This is a genomic window from Affinirhizobium straminoryzae (assembly GCF_007004135.1).
GTDB lineage: Bacteria > Pseudomonadota > Alphaproteobacteria > Rhizobiales > Rhizobiaceae > Neorhizobium > Neorhizobium straminoryzae.
The window spans coordinates 53,570-69,452 of sequence record NZ_VJMG01000030.1 but is presented as its reverse complement, the minus strand read 5'-3'; the positions used below and the strand labels follow the sequence as shown (position 1 = coordinate 69,452).

Sequence of the window (15,883 nt, the reverse complement as noted above, 5' to 3'; positions counted from 1 at the left end):
CGCCCGCTATTCCCGGTGGAAAGTTCATGCCGGAAAAGCTCAGGGCGTGCGGCCAAGGCTTTGACGGAGCGTCTGGATATTGTCCCGGTGCACCTGCTCGTAAGGGGCGAAATAGCCGATGCTGCCGGTGGCGATTTCGGGTGCCACGAAGCTTTCCAGGCTCTCGGCGTCGAGCGAGGGGTCCTCGATGCGCGACAGAAGCCGCTCCAGATAGGCGCGGTTGGCGGTGATGAGATCGGGGCTGTAGCCGCCTGCGGCAATCGCCGCCTCGCTGCCGTGATTGGGCAGGATGCGGTGCACCGGCAGGCTTGCGAGACGGTGAAGCTCCGCGATATGGCGGCAGATGCCGTGCGGCTCGGAGACATAGGTCACCGTGTCCTCCAGCGTGTCGCCCGCGAGAAGCAGCCGCTCCTCGGGTAGCCACAGCACGGTGCCATCGGCGCTGTGGATGTCGAACTGCAAAAGATGCGCCGTCCGGTCGCCGACCGTCAGTTCCAGCCGGTCGTCGAACAGCCGGTTCGGCGGCACCAGCGGATGGATCGGCGGGTCCTTGGCGGCAAGCGCCGCCTCGTTCTCGACCATCGCCAGCGCCGTCAGCGGATTGGCGATGATGGGACAATCGGCAAAGGCGGTGATGCCGGCAATGTGGTCGGTGTGCCAGTGACTGAGCACCAGCGTGGTGTGCCGCACGCCGCGCTCGGCAAGATGCCGGCGGATGAGGGTCGCATGCGCGGTCGAGATATGCGTGTCGTAGACCAGCGCCTCGTCGCCGCAGATCAGCGCATAGCTTGCGATGCCGAGCGCATAGGCGCCGTCATCCATCCAGTTGCGCGCGTCCGAATGGAGGCGCTTGCCCGCAATGCGGCCGTCATAGAAGGCAAGGAGGCCGGGAGCGGGTTCCAGCACCCGAAGCGTGGCGGTCAGGTCACTCATGTCTGTCTCCCGGTCGGGACGTTCGGCGCGTGGCGTCACACCACCCGCACATAGCTCGTCATGCCGGCCTTCTGGTGTTCGATGATGTGGCAATGCAGAACCCAGTCGCCCGGATTGTCGGCCACCAGCGCCAGCTGCACCTTTTCGTCCGGCAGCACGAGATAGGTGTCGGAAATCAGCGGCGGGACGCTGCGGACGCTCGAGGAGACGACCTGGAAATTCATCCCGTGCAGGTGGATGGGGTGCAGATGCGGCGTGAGGTTTTCCAGGTTGAGGAGATAGGTGCGCCCGCGTTTGAGTTCCGCCAGCGGCGCCGTCGGGTCGGAGGTATCGCCCGGCCACGGCACCTTGTTGATCGCCCAGAAGGAATAGCCGAGCGAGCCGCAGAAGGATTCGCGCGCCGCGTTTTCCGCGGTGGCGCTCAGCACCAGCGGCACCGCCTCGGCATTCTTGAGGTCCGGCGGCGTGAAGGGATTGGCGGCGAGCGCCGCAACGGCGCGAAGGTCGCGCTTCAGCGAGGATCCGGTGGCGCGGAATGTGGCGACGGTTTTCGCGGTGGAGGGGCGCGCATCGACGAGCGATACCGTCTGACCTTCGCCATCCGGCATGCGCAGCACCAGATCGGCGCGCTGGCCGGGGCCGAGGACCGCCTGATCGAGCGGTACGGGGGCGGGCAGCGGCTGGCCGTCCAGCGCCACGATCACGGCGTCCGCCCCGGCAAGCTTGAGCGTATAGATGCGGGTCACGTCGGTCGCCACCAGCCGTACGCGCACCAGCCCGCCGGCGGGTGCATCGAAGGCCGGTTCCACCTGCCAGTTGGCGCCGCGCACGGTACCAAAGGTGCCGTTGCGGGCGGCGTCACGCGGCTTGAACTGCTCGATGAACTGGCCGTCGCTGCCCAGACGCCAGTCGCGCAGGTTGACGGCGATCTCGGCGTCGAAGGCGGGATCTTCGGGGTTTTCGACGATCAGCAACCCCGTCATGCCGCGGCCCATCTGGGTCAGCGTGTTGCAGTGCGGGTGATACCAGAAGGTGCCGGCATCCGGCGGCGTGAAGGCATAGTCGAAACTGTCGCCGGTATAGACGTAAGGCTGCGTCAGGAAGGGGACGCCATCCATGCGGTTATCGACCCGCAGGCCGTGCCAGTGGATGGTTGTCGGCTCGTCCAGCCGGTTGATGAGTTTGGCGGCAAAGGGTTCGCCCTTGCGCAGCCGCAGCGTCGGCGGCATCGGCGGGCCGGTCATCGCATCCGCCGCGCCGTCCGCGCCGTATGTCATCACACCCTTCGTCAGGTGCTGGCCGTCCAGCAGCGCATCGGCGGTCTTTGCTTCCAGCGTCACCGGAGTGGCGGCCTCCGCGCTGCGGTAAAGGCTCGCGGCCCCCAGCCCGATGCCGTAGGCGCCAAGCGCGGCGGCGCCCTTCAGCAGGGTGCGGCGGGACAGGTGAACCATGGCGTGGCCTCCGGCTGGCATGCATCTGCGTCCTGATTAAAGCTGAGCGCAGCATTCAGCAATAGAGAGGGATACGCGAATTTGCCGCAGGTCACGACCGGGGCGGGCCGTCCTTGCGGTCGTCGCCCGGCGCGCCGGCCAGCCGGTTGAAATAGGCAGAGGTGCGCAAGAGCGCGCGAAAACGTCCCGGTCGGCTTTCAGGCGGCACGGCGGGGCGGGCGCGCATGCGCACCAGCGTGTACCAGAGGAAGCCCATGAAGATGAACGAGGTGTAGATGAAGAACACCTGCGGCCCGATGAACTGCAACAGCAGCGAAGCGATCAGCGGCCCGACGGTCGCGCCGATCGACCAGAAGAACAGGAGGCCCGCCGAGACCAGCGCATGTTCGCCGGGCTTGGCGAAATCATTGCCATGCGCCGAACACAGCGAATAAAGCGGCATGGCGAAGGCGCCGTAGATGAAGATGGCGATGATATTGGCCGTCTCGTCGGTGCCGGCGAAGAAGGACAGGTAGCCGCCGGTCAGGATCGTGCCGATGGTCGCCCAGATGATCACCTTGCGCCGGTCGAGCCGGTCGGAAAAGATCCCGAGCGGATATTGCAGCACCACGCCGCCGATGATTCCGGCGCTCATGAAGGTGGCGATCTCGGTGATATCCATGCCGATATCCTGCGCATAGATCGGCCCGATATTGCGGAAGGCGGCCATGCTGAGGCCGACCGCGATGACGCCGACCACAGAGAGTGGCGAGATGCGCCACACGGCGCGGATATCGTAACTGATCGCTTCCGGCGGCGTCGGGCTGGAGCGATCGGCAACCGAGATCGGGACCAGCGACAGCGCCATGGCAATGGCGATAAGCGAGAAGATTACCGGCCCTTCGACGCCGAAGGTCGGAATGATGTATTGCGCCACCGTCACGGAACTGAGGTCCACCAGACGATAGACGGAGAGCGTGCGGGCGCGGTTCTCGTTGGTGACCTTGGCATTGATCCAGCTTTCCACCACGGCAAAGAGGCCCGCCACGCAGAGGCCGATGATGAAGCGCATCAGCGTCCAGAACAGCGGCGCGATGACGAGCGGCATCAGGATGGAACAGGAGGCGGCAATCGCCGCCATGGCCGCAAACGTGCGGATATGGCCGATCGAGCGCAGGATGCGGGTGATATAGAGGCAACCGAGCGCAAAGCCGATGCTGTAGCCCGCGCCGATCAGGCCGATGGTGGAGGGCGAAAATCCTTCCGCCGAACCGCGCAGCGCGATGAACGTGCCCTGCAGGCCGTTGCCGCCGATGAGAATGCCCGCCGTGACGAGAAGGGGAACAAGCGGACGTATGGTCGACATCGGCACCGGACAGCCATGAGAAGAACGCGGGGCCCTGCAACCTTCATCGCAAACCCTGCGATTCTTGTAGCCGCCTGCCGGCCGAGAAGATAGTTCACAGGATGAATTTGTCGATCAGCGGGCGTGATCGATGAGCACCACGGCACCGGCAGAGGGCCTGCGCGGCGGGAATGTGCTTGAACGGTGGCCGACAGGCTTCTACCAATGTCGCGCGGGTGTGCCGTAGCGGGGTTCGGTCGGTATCCGCCGGACGACTGCCCGCCCCAAAGGTCGAGCCGGCGGCGGAGGCGGCGTGCCATGGATTTCCTGCTGATCGCAGTCTTTCTGGTCGGGGCGGCGATTCGTCTCTCCAGTCTCGTGGTCTCGAAGCGGCATGAGGCGGCGCTGCGGCGCGACGGTGCCGTGGAGCACGGGGCGCTCAACACCCGCCTGCTGGCGTTCGCCCATGTACTCTACTATGTCGCCTGCCTCGGCGAGGGGATTGCACGCGCCACCCGGTTCGATGCGGTGTCGCTGACGGGATTTGGTCTCTATGGCGCCGCTATCCTGATGCTGGTCTGGATCGTGCGGCTGCTCGGGCCGATCTGGACGGTGAAGATCATGATCGCCCGCGATCATGTGGTGAACAGGCACTGGCTGTTCCGCACGGTGCGTCACCCCAACTATTTCCTGAACATCCTGCCGGAACTGATCGGCTTCGCCCTCATCTTCCATGCCTATGTGACGCTTGTCGTCGGTCTGCCGGTCTATCTGGTCATCCTGGTGATCCGCATTCGCCAGGAGGAAGCCGCGATGCGGGACCTGTTTTCCGCGAAGGACTGAGCCATGGCCGGCGGCGCGCGGACAGCCGCAATCGGGCGCAGAACCGGTTCCGCCTTGACAAAGCGGGCGGGCCATGCGCTTTTCCGCCCGATTTTCCCCTGCCGGCCCGGCCATTGCGGCCTGCGCCGGCACAAGTGATTCCAGGATCTCGAAAATGCACCGTTACCGCAGCCACACCTGTGCAGCCCTTCGCAAGTCCGATGTCGGCGAAACCGTTCGCCTGTCCGGCTGGGTTCACCGCGTCCGCGATCATGGCGGCGTTCTCTTCATCGACCTGCGCGACCATTACGGCATGACCCAGGTCGTCGCCGACCCCGACAGCCCGGCCTTCAAGGTGGCCGAGACCGTGCGCGGCGAATGGGTGATCCGCATCGATGGCGTCGTGAAGGCCCGCTCCGACGAGACGATCAACAAGCAGATGGCCACCGGCGAGATCGAACTCTATGCCAGGGAAATCGAAATCCTGTCTGCCGCCAAGGAACTGCCGCTGCCGGTGTTCGGCGAGCCGGACTATCCGGAAGATGTGCGCCTGAAGTACCGCTTCCTCGACCTGCGCCGCGAGACGCTGCACAAGAACATCGTGCGCCGCACGCAGATCATCGCCTCGATGCGGTCGGGCATGACCTCTGCCGGTTTTGCCGAATATTCGACGCCGATCCTGACGGCCTCCTCGCCGGAAGGCGCGCGCGACTTCCTCGTGCCGAGCCGCATCCATCCCGGCCAGTTCTTCGCCCTGCCGCAGGCGCCGCAGCAGTACAAGCAGCTCCTGATGGTGGCCGGCTTCGACCGCTATTTCCAGATCGCGCCCTGCTTCCGTGACGAAGACCCGCGCGCCGATCGCCTGCCGGGCGAATTCTACCAGCTCGACGTCGAAATGAGCTTCGTCACCCAGGAAGATGTCTGGGGCACGATGGAGCCGATGATGACGAAGGTCTTCGAGCAGTTCGCCGAAGGCAAGCCGGTGACAAAGCAGTGGCCGCGCATTCCTTACGACGAGGCGATCCGCAAGTACGGTTCCGACAAGCCGGACCTGCGCAACCCGATCGAGATGCAGAACGTCACCGAGCATTTTGCGGGCTCCGGCTTCAAGGTCTTTGCGAACATGATCGCGTCCAACCCGAAGGTTCAGGTCTGGGCGATCCCGGCCAAGACCGGCGGCTCCCGCGCCTTCTGCGACCGCATGAACGCCTGGGCGCAGTCCGCGGGTCAGCCCGGCCTCGGCTATATCTTCTGGAAGGAAGAGGACGGCAAGATCGGCGGTTCCGGCCCGCTCGCCAAGAACATCGGCGAGGAGCGCACGGAAGCCGTCCGCACGCAGCTCGGCCTTGAGGCTGGCGATGCCTGCTTCTTCGTCGCTGGCGAACCCGCAAAGTTCTACAAGTTTGCCGGTGAAGCGCGCACCCGCGTCGGCGAGGACCTGAACCTCGTTGATCGTGACCGCTTCGAGTTCTGCTGGATCGTCGACTTCCCCTTCTTCGAATGGAACGAGGAAGACAAGAAGATCGACTTCGCGCACAACCCCTTCTCGATGCCGCAGGGCGGTCTGGAAGCGCTGGAGAGTCAGGATCCGCTCACCATCAAGGCCTTCCAGTATGATGCCGTCTGCAACGGCTTCGAGATCGCGTCCGGTTCGATCCGTAACCAGTCGCCCGAATTGATGGTCAAAGCCTTCGAACTGGTCGGCCTTTCCAAGGCGGATGTGGAAGAGCGTTTCGGCGGCATGTACCGCGCCTTCCAGTATGGCGCGCCTCCGCATGGCGGCTGCGCCTTCGGCATCGACCGTATCGTCATGCTGCTCGTCGGTGCGAAGAACCTTCGCGAGATCACGCTGTTCCCGATGAACCAGCAGGCGCAGGATCTTCTGATGAACGCGCCCGCGCCGGCCATGCCGAAGCAGCTGATGGAACTGTCGCTGCGCGTCATCCCGCCGCAGAAGAAGGACTGAGGGGCTAGCCCCTCCCTTTGGAGAGATCAGACGCCGCCGGTGAGCCTCTCGCCGGCGGCGTTTTCACATTCGCGTGCGGTGCGGCCCACTCGGTTGCATTGCCACAAAATGGCCGGGGAGCGGGCGATCATCGGCAGGGCAGGGCGCCGCTTCCGCAGCATACGGGGATGCGGAAGAGCGACGTTCTTCATGACAGATCAATGGAGATAGCCATGCGTAACCTTCGTTCCCTCGTTCTTGCCGGCGCCGGTCTTGCGGTCGTGATGGCCGGCACCGCCTTTGCCCGTGATGCCATGCACGACATGACCGTCCGCCTGCCGGATGGCAGCATCGAGCACATCCGCTACCTCGGCGACCAGCCGCCGAAGGTAAGCTATGACACGCGCAGCGACCGCATCCTGGTGCCGGTCTTCGATGACGGTCTTGCCGCCGATCCCTTCGCCGCAATCGAGCAGATCTCGGCCGCGATGGATCTGCAGGCGGCCCGCATGATGCAGGCGTTTGATCACGCTGCACCTCTGACCGCACCTCTGGCGGCGGCCGGCCCCGGCCTTCTCACGGTCGACATGAGCCACCTGCCGCCCGGCGTGCAGGGCTATTCCGTCTATTCCGTGACGAGCGGCGGCAAGACCTGCTCGCAGGCGATCCGCTACCTGAATGACGGCAGCGGCGCGCCGAAGGTGGAAAAGACCGCATCGGGCAATTGTGATGCCATCGCGCCGTCCGTCTCGCCGCGCACGGTACGCCTCGCACCGGCGGTGCCCGCCGCGCCACAGCCGGCCGCACCGGTCCAGACGGCACCCTCGAACGGCCGCAACGGCAACATCATCGAGGCCAGCATCGCGGCGGACCGGACGGGGGTCCCTGCACAGCGCCTGCTGCGCAGTTTCTGACTGTTGTCTGATCACTTTGGCGGAGCGGGGCGGCCTCAGGGCGTCCCGCTCCGCGGAACCATCTCCCGGGCCGGACATTGTCCCGCCAGCATCAACGCCCGAGGAGAGCATCATGCTGAAGACCATCAGCCACACCCTCATGGCCGCATCGGCGGCCCTTCTCATCTCGACCGCGGCCTTCGCCCAGTCGACCGTCATCGTCACCGACCAGCCCGCGCCGGGCGCCGTCGTCGTGCGCGAGGTTCCCTCCAGTGTGCGCACCTATGTCATGCGCCAGGAGGTGCCGTCGGTGAACTATAATGGCGACGTGCTGGTCGGCCGCGTCCTGCCGCAGGAGGTGGAGACCCACGTGATCGACGGCGATGGCGGCTATGCCTATACCATTGTCAACCAGCGTCGCGTGGTGGTGGACCCGGAAACCCGCGAAGTGATCGAGGTTCTGGACTGATCCTTTGCAAGAGCGACATCTGTCGATGGGCAGGCGGGAAACCGCCTGCCCCTATCGTTTTACGGCCCCGTCTCTCCGGTGCGCGTCGAACTGGCGGGTGAAGCGGGGACGAAAGGCGGTGCCTGTCGTCCTGCAATCCTTTGTTGGTGCGGTCAATGCCGCAGCCGCGATCCGTGTGGTGACAACAGCGTAAAACTGTTGCCAAAGCTTTTCCGAAGTGGAAAAGTGTCGACATGTTGTCCGGCAAAATTCAAGGTGTTTTCAAAACGTTTTTTCAATCCTGATTGGCGTAACCTAAGACGTTCTCAAAGAGGAGAGGGTGTCGGATGTATGTGCTTTACGCCACGCGGGGATCAGGTAACTGTTTCAAGCCATTTCTGACCTTGTGTCAGCTTTCCATTTCCTTTTCTGTACTTGAGGTGGATGTCCTGAAGGGCGAGACACGCGGAGATGCGTTTCGCCGGATCAATCCTGCCGGCGCCGTGCCCTATCTGATGACCACGCAAGGCGTGGGCCTCGGCGAATCCAACGCCATGCTGTGGCTGATCGCGGATGGATCTTCCCTGATGCCGCAGACCGCTCTGGAACGAGCCAAAAGCCTGCAATGGATGTTCTTCGAGCAGTCCAAGCTGGAGCCCCATATTTCGCCCGCCCGATTCCTCGGCCACATCGCGCCGCATCTCGGCAAGGGACGCGAGGCGGACATCGCCGCCTGGCGCGAGAAGGCGAGGGCAGGGCTGGCAACACTTGATGCGCACCTGGCCGGCAATGCCTTCATGCTCGGCGACCGCTACGGCATCACCGACATCGCCCTTTATGGCTATGTGCATGTGGGCGACGAGGCTGGCATCGCCATGCAGGACTTCCCCTCCGTTTGTTCCTGGATGGAGCGTGTGCGCGAGCAGCCGGGCTACGTGCCGCTTTCGGAGCTCTGTTCCACTGCCAAACCCTTTGCTGCCGGACATGCTGCATGACAAAGGGCAGGGCCCACGCGACGGATCTCTTTGTCGCCGAGCAACCGGTGGGGCTGGTCAGCGACAGCCGCTGGATGCTGGAGCGGCTGAGCACTGCCGTGTGGGTGTTCGATTTCGACCACGGCCGGGTTGTGTGGGCCAATGCGGCGGCGCTGGAAATCTGGGCGGCCGATACGGCAGCAGAGCTTTATGCGCGCAACCTGAAGAACGGCATGTCGCCGGCGGTCGAGCGGCGTCTGCGGCAATACCAGGCCGATTTCATCGCCCGTGATGCCGTGTTCTCCGAAATGTGGACGCTTTATCCCCGCGGCGTGCCGCGCCCTTTGCGCGTGCGCTTCAGCGGAGTCAGGCTGGAAGACGGGCGCATGGCCATGCTGTGCGAGGGCCGGGACGAGGCGGGGCTGCCGCCGGAGGCGCTGCGCAGCGCCGATGCGCTGCTGCATACGCAGCTGATGATTTCCCTGCATGATCGCAGCGGCCGCACGCTTTATTGCAATCCGGCGGCGCGGGCCAGCTTCGATGCCAATCATGACCAGCTTGCCCGGCGTTTCATTCGCCCGGACGATTACGAGGCGCTGTTGTCCGGCGTCGGTACGAATGGCGAGGTGAGCCTGATCGCCGAGGTGTCCACCTCGCGCGGCATCCGCTGGCATGAGATGACGGCGCGCGCCTGCCACGACCCCGCGTCCGGCCAGCCCTCGATCCTGATCAGCGAGACGGATGTGAGCGAGTTGAAGGAGGCGGAAGAGCTTGCCCATTCGCGTGCACATCATGACCCGCTCACCGGCCTGCCGAACCGGCTTGCCATGCCGCTTCTGTTCGAGACGCTGGTGCGCCGCACGGAGGAAACCGGGGCAGGTATCGGCGTGCTGTTCATCGACCTCGATCAGTTCAAGGCCATCAACGACACGCTCGGCCATCTGCAGGGCGATGCGGTGCTGATGGAGGTGTCCCGACGGCTTTTTGCCCTGCGCGGCAAGCATGATGCCGTGATCCGCCTGGGGGGCGACGAGTTTCTGTTCCTGGCGGCGGAGGAACCGTACGAGAAGGGGCGCATCGAGGAGCTCGCAGGGCAGATCCTGACGCAGCTGGCCATGCCCGTCCAGGGCGCCCGCCGCAAGCTGATGGTGACGCCGAGTGTCGGCATTGCCCGCTTTCCCGAACAGGGCAGCGATCCGCAGCTTCTGATGCAGAAGGCGGACCTGGCCATGTACGAGGCAAAGGCGGCCGGGCGCAACCAGTTCTGCGTCTACGAGGAGCGCATGCGCCACCGCCGCGACGATGCGATGGAGCTTCTGGCGGATCTGCGGGAAGGGTTGCGGCGCGGCCAGATCGAAGCCTATTACCAGCCGCGCTGTTCGGCTGGAGATGGGCGTATCGTGGCGGTGGAAGCGCTCGCCCGCTGGAACCATCCGGATCGCGGACTGGTTTTCCCATCGGAATTCATTCCGCTGGCGGAAAAGGCCGGGCTGGTCAACCAGGTTGGCGCCATGATCCTCGAGCAGGCGTTGCGCCAGCAGCGCATCTGGACAGAGGCCGGCTTCGATCTCGCCGTTTCCGTCAATGTGTCCCTGCGCCAGTTGTGCGAGGCTGATTTTTCAGCCCTCGTGTGCCGCCTGATGGCCTGTTACGATGTCGATCCCGGCAAGCTGGAACTGGAGCTGACCGAAACGCTGCTGCTGGAAAGCAATCCGGTGGTGCACGAGAATCTGGCACAAGTACGGGCGCTCGGCGTGCGTATCGCGATCGATGATTTCGGCACGGGCTATTCCAATCTCGCGCGCCTGAACGAGATGGCCGTCGATTGCATCAAGATCGATCGCAGCCTGATCGGTGGCCTGCCGCGCAACGAGCAGATCCTGAGGCTCGTCATCGACATGTGCAATTTCATGCAGGTGCGGATCGTGGCGGAAGGTATCGAGACGCAGGCTGCCGCAGACTGGGCCTTTGCCCATGGCTGCCACGAACTGCAGGGTTTCCTGTATGGCCGGCCGGTGCCGGTGCCGGAACTGGAGGCCATGCTGTACAGCCAGAGGGAAGAGGATGCCCGGGCAGACAGCGCGCGGCATCTGGCGCTCGGCTGTCTGTGACCGTGGGCCAGAGGCCCGCCACATCGGGCGGCAGGCCTCTGGCATGCCTTGTGATTACTGGTTTGCCGAAACCTTGATGCCGAGCACGTCGGGAAGCGTGTTCGGGGCAGACTGCGCTGCGCCGATGATCATCGGGAACGGCACAGGGTTGGCCGGCTCGGCGGTGACCGTCAGGTTGCGCGGGTGATCGATGAAGGCGTTGACCGCTGCCGACAGGCTGTTCTGCAGCGTCGGAAGGTTCCACTGCGCCACGATCAGCGGCACCGAGCCCTTCACCATCATTGCCATCTGGTCGCCGGAAACGCCCTGGCTTTTGCCGGCGAAGGACAGCGCCCTGTTGGTGATGCCGGAATCGTCGAAGCGGACCTCGGCGCGGTTGAAGCTCAACTGCTGCAAGAGGCCGAAGATGGCGAACATCTGGGCCTGCTGGGCGGCTTCCTTGTTGGGATTGTTCTGCAGGGAGCGCGTTGTTTCCTGCACGGCTTTCATGAAGGCCGGTGTATAGCCGGAAATGGTGGCGGCAATGTTGAGGCGGCCGATATTGGCGAAGTCGAAGGCATATTCGCTGATGTCGAAGGTGCCGCTGGCGATTTCCCAGTCGCCCTGCATGGTGATCTTGCCGGCAATCTGCGTGAGGCCGAGGCTCTGCAGCGCTTCGCGCGTCTTGATGTCATCAATGCTGGAGAGGTCGGCCGCAATGCCATCGATGGTCCCGTCGAAGCTCAGGCCGGAATCGTCCTCGCTGCGCTCCATGGTCACCGAGATCTCGCTGATTGCCCAGACCTTCTGGCCCTCGACGGTGATCTGCATCGGCCCCATGTGGGCCTCGCCGTAAAAAAGCATGGAATCGAGGGTGTCTCCGCTGGTGTCGCCGGGAACCACGACGTCGGAGAGGTACATGTCGGAGGCGGAGATCTGTGCTTTCTCCTCGCTGAGGTTCACATTGGGAAAGGTGACCTTGTCGATCGCATAGGATCCGTTGGCTTCCTCGGTGACGCCGTCCAGCACCACGTCGCCAATGGTGAGACGTTCACCGCCGCCCTCGCCGACCGACAGGCCCTTCAGCGTGACACGCTGGCCGGACACGTCGATGCCGGTGACTGCCAGATTGCCCGCTTCCAGGTTTGCGGCGCGGGTGATCTTGTTGAGCAGGTCGGTGCCATCCAGTGCCCAGGCCGGTGCGGCAGCGAAGGCAAGCATACTGCCGGCAAGCAGAGTACGGGTTGAGCGAAGCAGGGTCATGCAATCCTCCAGGCGGCCGTAGGGCCAAAGTTTGTTCTGCAGCAGTTATAGGCTGACACCGTTAAAGGTCCACGGCCTTCGGATCATAAAAAATTGGCATGTGTGAGGATCAAAGCCCTTCATCCACAGGCGGTTCAGCGGCTTTTCTTGCCCGCAATTCGCCTTTCCGGTAGCAAGGAGGCATGGGACAGAACCTGACACCACCGCCCGGCGACGGCGACGACGACCATATCCTGCCGATCGATCTGAAGGCGGCGCTGGAAGAGCGTTATCTCGCCTATGCGCTCTCGACGATCATGCATCGCGCTCTGCCTGATGTGCGCGACGGCCTGAAGCCGGTGCACAGGCGCATCATCCACGCCATGAGCGAGATGGGCATCCGTCCGAACTCCGCCTTCAAGAAATGCGCGCGTATCGTTGGCGACGTCATCGGTAAGTTCCATCCGCACGGCGACCAGTCGGTCTATGATGCGCTGGTGCGTCTCGCCCAGGATTTCTCGCAGCGCTATCCGGTCGTCGACGGGCAGGGCAATTTCGGCAACATCGATGGCGACAGCGCTGCTGCCTATCGTTACACCGAAGCGCGCATGACCGAGGTTGCCGCCCTTCTGCTCGAAGGTGTCGACCAGGATGCGGTGGATTTCCGCCCCACCTACAACGAGGAAGACGAGGAGCCGACGGTTCTGCCGGGCGCCTTCCCGAATCTGCTGGCCAACGGCGCCTCCGGTATCGCGGTCGGCATGGCCACCTCCATTCCGCCGCACAATGCGCATGAACTCTGCGATGCCGCGCTGCATCTGATCCGCCATCCCGATGCCTCCATCGAGAAGCTCGTTGAATTCATTCCCGGCCCGGATATGCCGACGGGCGGCATCATCATCGACAGCCGTGAGCAGATCATCGACGCCTACCGGACCGGTCGCGGCGGTTTTCGCGTGCGCGCAAAGTGGGAGACGGAGGATCTCGGCCGGGGCGGCTACCAGATCGTCATCTCCGAAATTCCCTATCAGGTCCAGAAGTCCCGCCTGATCGAGAAGATCGCCGAACTGCTGGTGGCCCGCAAGCTGCCGCTGCTCGAAGACATCCGTGACGAGTCGGCGGAAGATATCCGCATCGTGCTGGTGCCGAAGAGCCGCACGGTCGATGCCACGCTTCTGATGGAATCGCTGTTCCGCCTCACCGAGCTGGAAAGCCGCTTCCCGCTCAACATGAACGTGCTGTCCATGGGCCGCGTTCCCAAGGTCATGGCGCTGAATGAAGTTCTGCTCGAATGGCTGCAGCACCGCAAGGAGGTGCTGATCCGCCGCTCGCGCTTCCGGCTCGCCGCCATCGACCGGCGCCTGGAAATCCTGGGTGGCCTGCTGATTGCCTATCTCAACCTCGACGAGGTGATCCGCATCATCCGCGAGGAAGACGAGCCGAAGCCGGTCATGGTCGCCAAATGGGATCTGACCGAGGTCCAGGTCGAAGCCATCCTCAACATGCGCCTGCGCAATCTGCGCAAGCTGGAGGAATTCGAGATCCGCAAGGAATTCGACGAATTGAGCCAGGAAAAGGCCGATATCGAGGCTCTGCTCTCCTCCGACGACAAGCAGTGGAAGGTGATCGAGCACGAGATCCAGGATGTGCGGAAAAACTTTGCCAAGGGCCGCGGCAAGCCCTTTGCCCGCCTGACGCAGTTCGCCGAGGCACCGGACGCCGATGTGGAAGCCATCCAGCAGGCGATGATCGAGAAGGAACCGATCACCGTCATCATCTCGCAGAAGGGCTGGATCCGTGCGCTGAAGGGCCATATCGCCGATACGTCCGGCCTCACCTTCAAGGAAGGCGACGGGCCGAAGCTCGCGTTCCCGGCCCAGACCACCGACAAGCTGTTGCTGGTTACCACTGGCGGCAAGGCGTATACGCTCGGCGCCGACAAGCTGCCGGGCGGGCGCGGCCATGGCGAACCGATCCGCATCATGGTCGACATGGAAAACGATCAGGATGTGCTGACCGCCTTCGTGCATGACCCGGCGCGCAAGCTGATCATCGCCTCCACGGCCGGCAACGGCTTCATCGTGGCGGAAAGCGAGATGATCGCCAACACCCGCAAGGGCAAGCAGATCATGAACGTGTCGATGCCGGACGAGACGAAGCTCCTCGTGCCCGTCAGCGGCGACCATGTGGCGATCGTCGGCGAGAACCGCAAGCTTCTGGTCTTCCCGCTGGCGCAACTGCCGGAAATGACGCGCGGCAAGGGCGTGCGCCTGCAGCGCTACAAGGATGGTGGCATTTCCGACATCAAGTGCTTCGCCATCGCTGACGGCCTGACCTGGGAAGACAGCGCCGGCCGCAGCTTCACCCGCAACAAGGACGAACTGGCAGAATGGCTGGCCGACCGCGCCACCGTCGGTCGCACCGTGCCGAAGGGTTTTCCGCGCAGCGGCAAGTTCAGCGGCTGACGTGATTTTGGCAAGACGGGCGCGCGACTTTGCCGTTGCAAGGGCGTGACACAGCAAGGGTCTATGCCAGCGGTTGCTCCGTGTTCACCGGATGGCGTTCCGGTGGTCACTCCCTTGCGAGCTTCTCCCGCGCGACATTGTATTTGCGCATGATCCATCGGGCCGCTTCAAGCTGCTGGTCAAAGGCGTCTTCGGCGGGCACCTCCGCCACGGACAGGTAGAGCCCCGTCTGGTCGAGATGCAGGTCGGCCGACTAGCCTTCGGGCAGTCCAAGGCGCCCGACGGCCTCCTGCGGCAGCGGCAAGACGAAGATATCACCTGATTTGCCGATGGTCACCTTGTATGCCATGGGCTCTCCTCCAGGATTGGGAGAGCTGAGCATGGCGCAGATCTGCGCATGCGACGAGAGGCGTGCCTGTGCGCACGTGTTGCATCAACCTTCGCTGTCGTCGGCTTCGCTGTAGCGTTCCCAGCCGCGCGGCGTCAGGTGTTCCTGCGGCTGGTAGCGGGTCTTGTAGTGCATCTTGGCGGAGCCGCGCACCCAGTAGCCGAGATAGACATGCGGCAGGCCCATCTGGTGGGTACGCGCAATGTGGTCGAGGATCATGAAGGTGCCGAGCGAGCGGCGGTCGAGCTTCGGGTTGAAGAAGGAATAGACCATCGACAGGCCATCGCTCATCAGGTCCGTCAGCGCCACGCCAACCAGTTCGCCCTTGGGCTGGTCGCCGAGCCCGGCGCCCGGCACGCGCTTGCGGTATTCTATGAGGCGGGTGTTCACATGCGTGTCCTCCACCATGATCGCATAGTCGAGCGCCGACATGTCGGACATGCCGCCGCGCGGGTGGCGGTCGTCCAGATAGCGGCGAAACAGCGCGAACTGTTCGGTGGAGGGCTGGGCCGGCAGCATGGTGCCGACGAGATCGCCGTTGACGGCGATCAGCTTGCGCATGGTGCGGTTGGGCACGAATTCATTGGCCAGGATGCGCACGGACACGCAGGCGCGGCAGCCTTCGCAGGCGGGGCGATAGGCGATGTTCTGCGAGCGGCGGAAGCCGCCTTGTGTCAGAAGGTCGTTCATCTCCGTCGCACGCTGGCCAACCAGATGGGTGAAGACCTTTCGCTCCATCTCGCCGGGAAGGTAGGGACATGCTGCCGGGGCTGTCAGATAAAACTGCGGAGAGGGCGTCGCCTGTGTATTCATCCGCGCAAATTGACCTTCGTTGCAAGACTTGCCGCTGAAATGCGTGGGTTGCGCAACATGATTTGCGAGCGCCACGGCAATAGCATGGCGCAAGT

At 63.8% G+C, this 15,883-nt stretch carries 12 protein-coding genes; 7 read left to right on the top strand and 5 right to left on the bottom strand.

The window, feature by feature from the left end:
- Positions 1-39: 39 nt before the first annotated feature.
- From FNA46_RS12500 to FNA46_RS12490, 3 genes are all read right to left on the bottom strand, one after another.
- A complete protein-coding gene (locus FNA46_RS12500) occupies positions 40-933 on the bottom strand; it encodes an MBL fold metallo-hydrolase (protein ID WP_143125534.1) in 894 nt (297 codons plus the stop codon).
- Between the two features lie 35 nt (positions 934-968).
- Positions 969-2,384 (bottom strand): multicopper oxidase family protein, encoded by a 1,416-nt coding sequence (locus FNA46_RS12495; protein WP_143125533.1) that lies wholly within the window; start codon positions 2,382-2,384, stop codon positions 969-971.
- 91 nt (positions 2,385-2,475) lie between these two features.
- Positions 2,476-3,729 (bottom strand): MFS transporter, encoded by a 1,254-nt coding sequence (locus FNA46_RS12490; protein ID WP_143125532.1) that lies wholly within the window; start codon positions 3,727-3,729, stop codon positions 2,476-2,478.
- A gap of 297 nt (positions 3,730-4,026) precedes the next feature.
- Between FNA46_RS12490 and FNA46_RS12485 the strand changes: the two genes are divergently transcribed.
- From FNA46_RS12485 to FNA46_RS12460, 6 genes are all read left to right on the top strand, one after another.
- Positions 4,027-4,551: an isoprenylcysteine carboxyl methyltransferase family protein gene (locus tag FNA46_RS12485; protein ID WP_185969834.1), complete on the top strand. Its 525-nt coding sequence runs from the start codon at positions 4,027-4,029 to the stop codon at positions 4,549-4,551.
- A gap of 154 nt (positions 4,552-4,705) precedes the next feature.
- On the top strand, positions 4,706-6,496 hold the full coding sequence (gene aspS, locus FNA46_RS12480; RefSeq protein ID WP_143125531.1) for an aspartate--tRNA ligase: 1,791 nt from the start codon (positions 4,706-4,708) through the stop codon (positions 6,494-6,496).
- A 212-nt stretch (positions 6,497-6,708) separates the two neighbouring features.
- A complete protein-coding gene (locus tag FNA46_RS12475; protein ID WP_143125530.1) occupies positions 6,709-7,389 on the top strand; it encodes a hypothetical protein in 681 nt (226 codons plus the stop codon).
- A 124-nt stretch (positions 7,390-7,513) separates the two neighbouring features.
- A complete protein-coding gene (locus FNA46_RS12470; RefSeq protein ID WP_143125610.1) occupies positions 7,514-7,837 on the top strand; it encodes a DUF1236 domain-containing protein in 324 nt (107 codons plus the stop codon).
- A 326-nt stretch (positions 7,838-8,163) separates the two neighbouring features.
- Positions 8,164-8,811 (top strand): glutathione S-transferase family protein, encoded by a 648-nt coding sequence (locus FNA46_RS12465; RefSeq protein ID WP_143125529.1) that lies wholly within the window; start codon positions 8,164-8,166, stop codon positions 8,809-8,811.
- The gene (locus tag FNA46_RS12460; protein ID WP_143125528.1) at positions 8,808-10,901 is read left to right on the top strand and encodes a putative bifunctional diguanylate cyclase/phosphodiesterase; all 2,094 of its coding nucleotides are present in this window, start codon (positions 8,808-8,810) and stop codon (positions 10,899-10,901) included. Before FNA46_RS12465 ends, FNA46_RS12460 begins: the two co-directional genes overlap by 4 nt.
- A gap of 54 nt (positions 10,902-10,955) precedes the next feature.
- Here the strand turns inward: FNA46_RS12460 and FNA46_RS12455 are convergent, their stop codons facing one another.
- Positions 10,956-12,143, bottom strand: coding sequence for a hypothetical protein (locus tag FNA46_RS12455; protein WP_143125527.1), 1,188 nt, complete (start codon positions 12,141-12,143; stop codon positions 10,956-10,958).
- Positions 12,144-12,325: 182 nt separating this feature from the next.
- On the opposite strand from FNA46_RS12455, the gene parC reads away from it, so the two are divergent.
- Positions 12,326-14,587 (top strand): DNA topoisomerase IV subunit A, encoded by a 2,262-nt coding sequence (parC, locus tag FNA46_RS12450; protein WP_143125526.1) that lies wholly within the window; start codon positions 12,326-12,328, stop codon positions 14,585-14,587.
- A gap of 433 nt (positions 14,588-15,020) precedes the next feature.
- Here the strand turns inward: parC and FNA46_RS12445 are convergent, their stop codons facing one another.
- Complete coding sequence (locus FNA46_RS12445) at positions 15,021-15,788, bottom strand: arginyltransferase (protein WP_143125525.1); 768 nt, start codon at positions 15,786-15,788, stop codon at positions 15,021-15,023.
- Positions 15,789-15,883 lie beyond the last annotated feature (95 nt).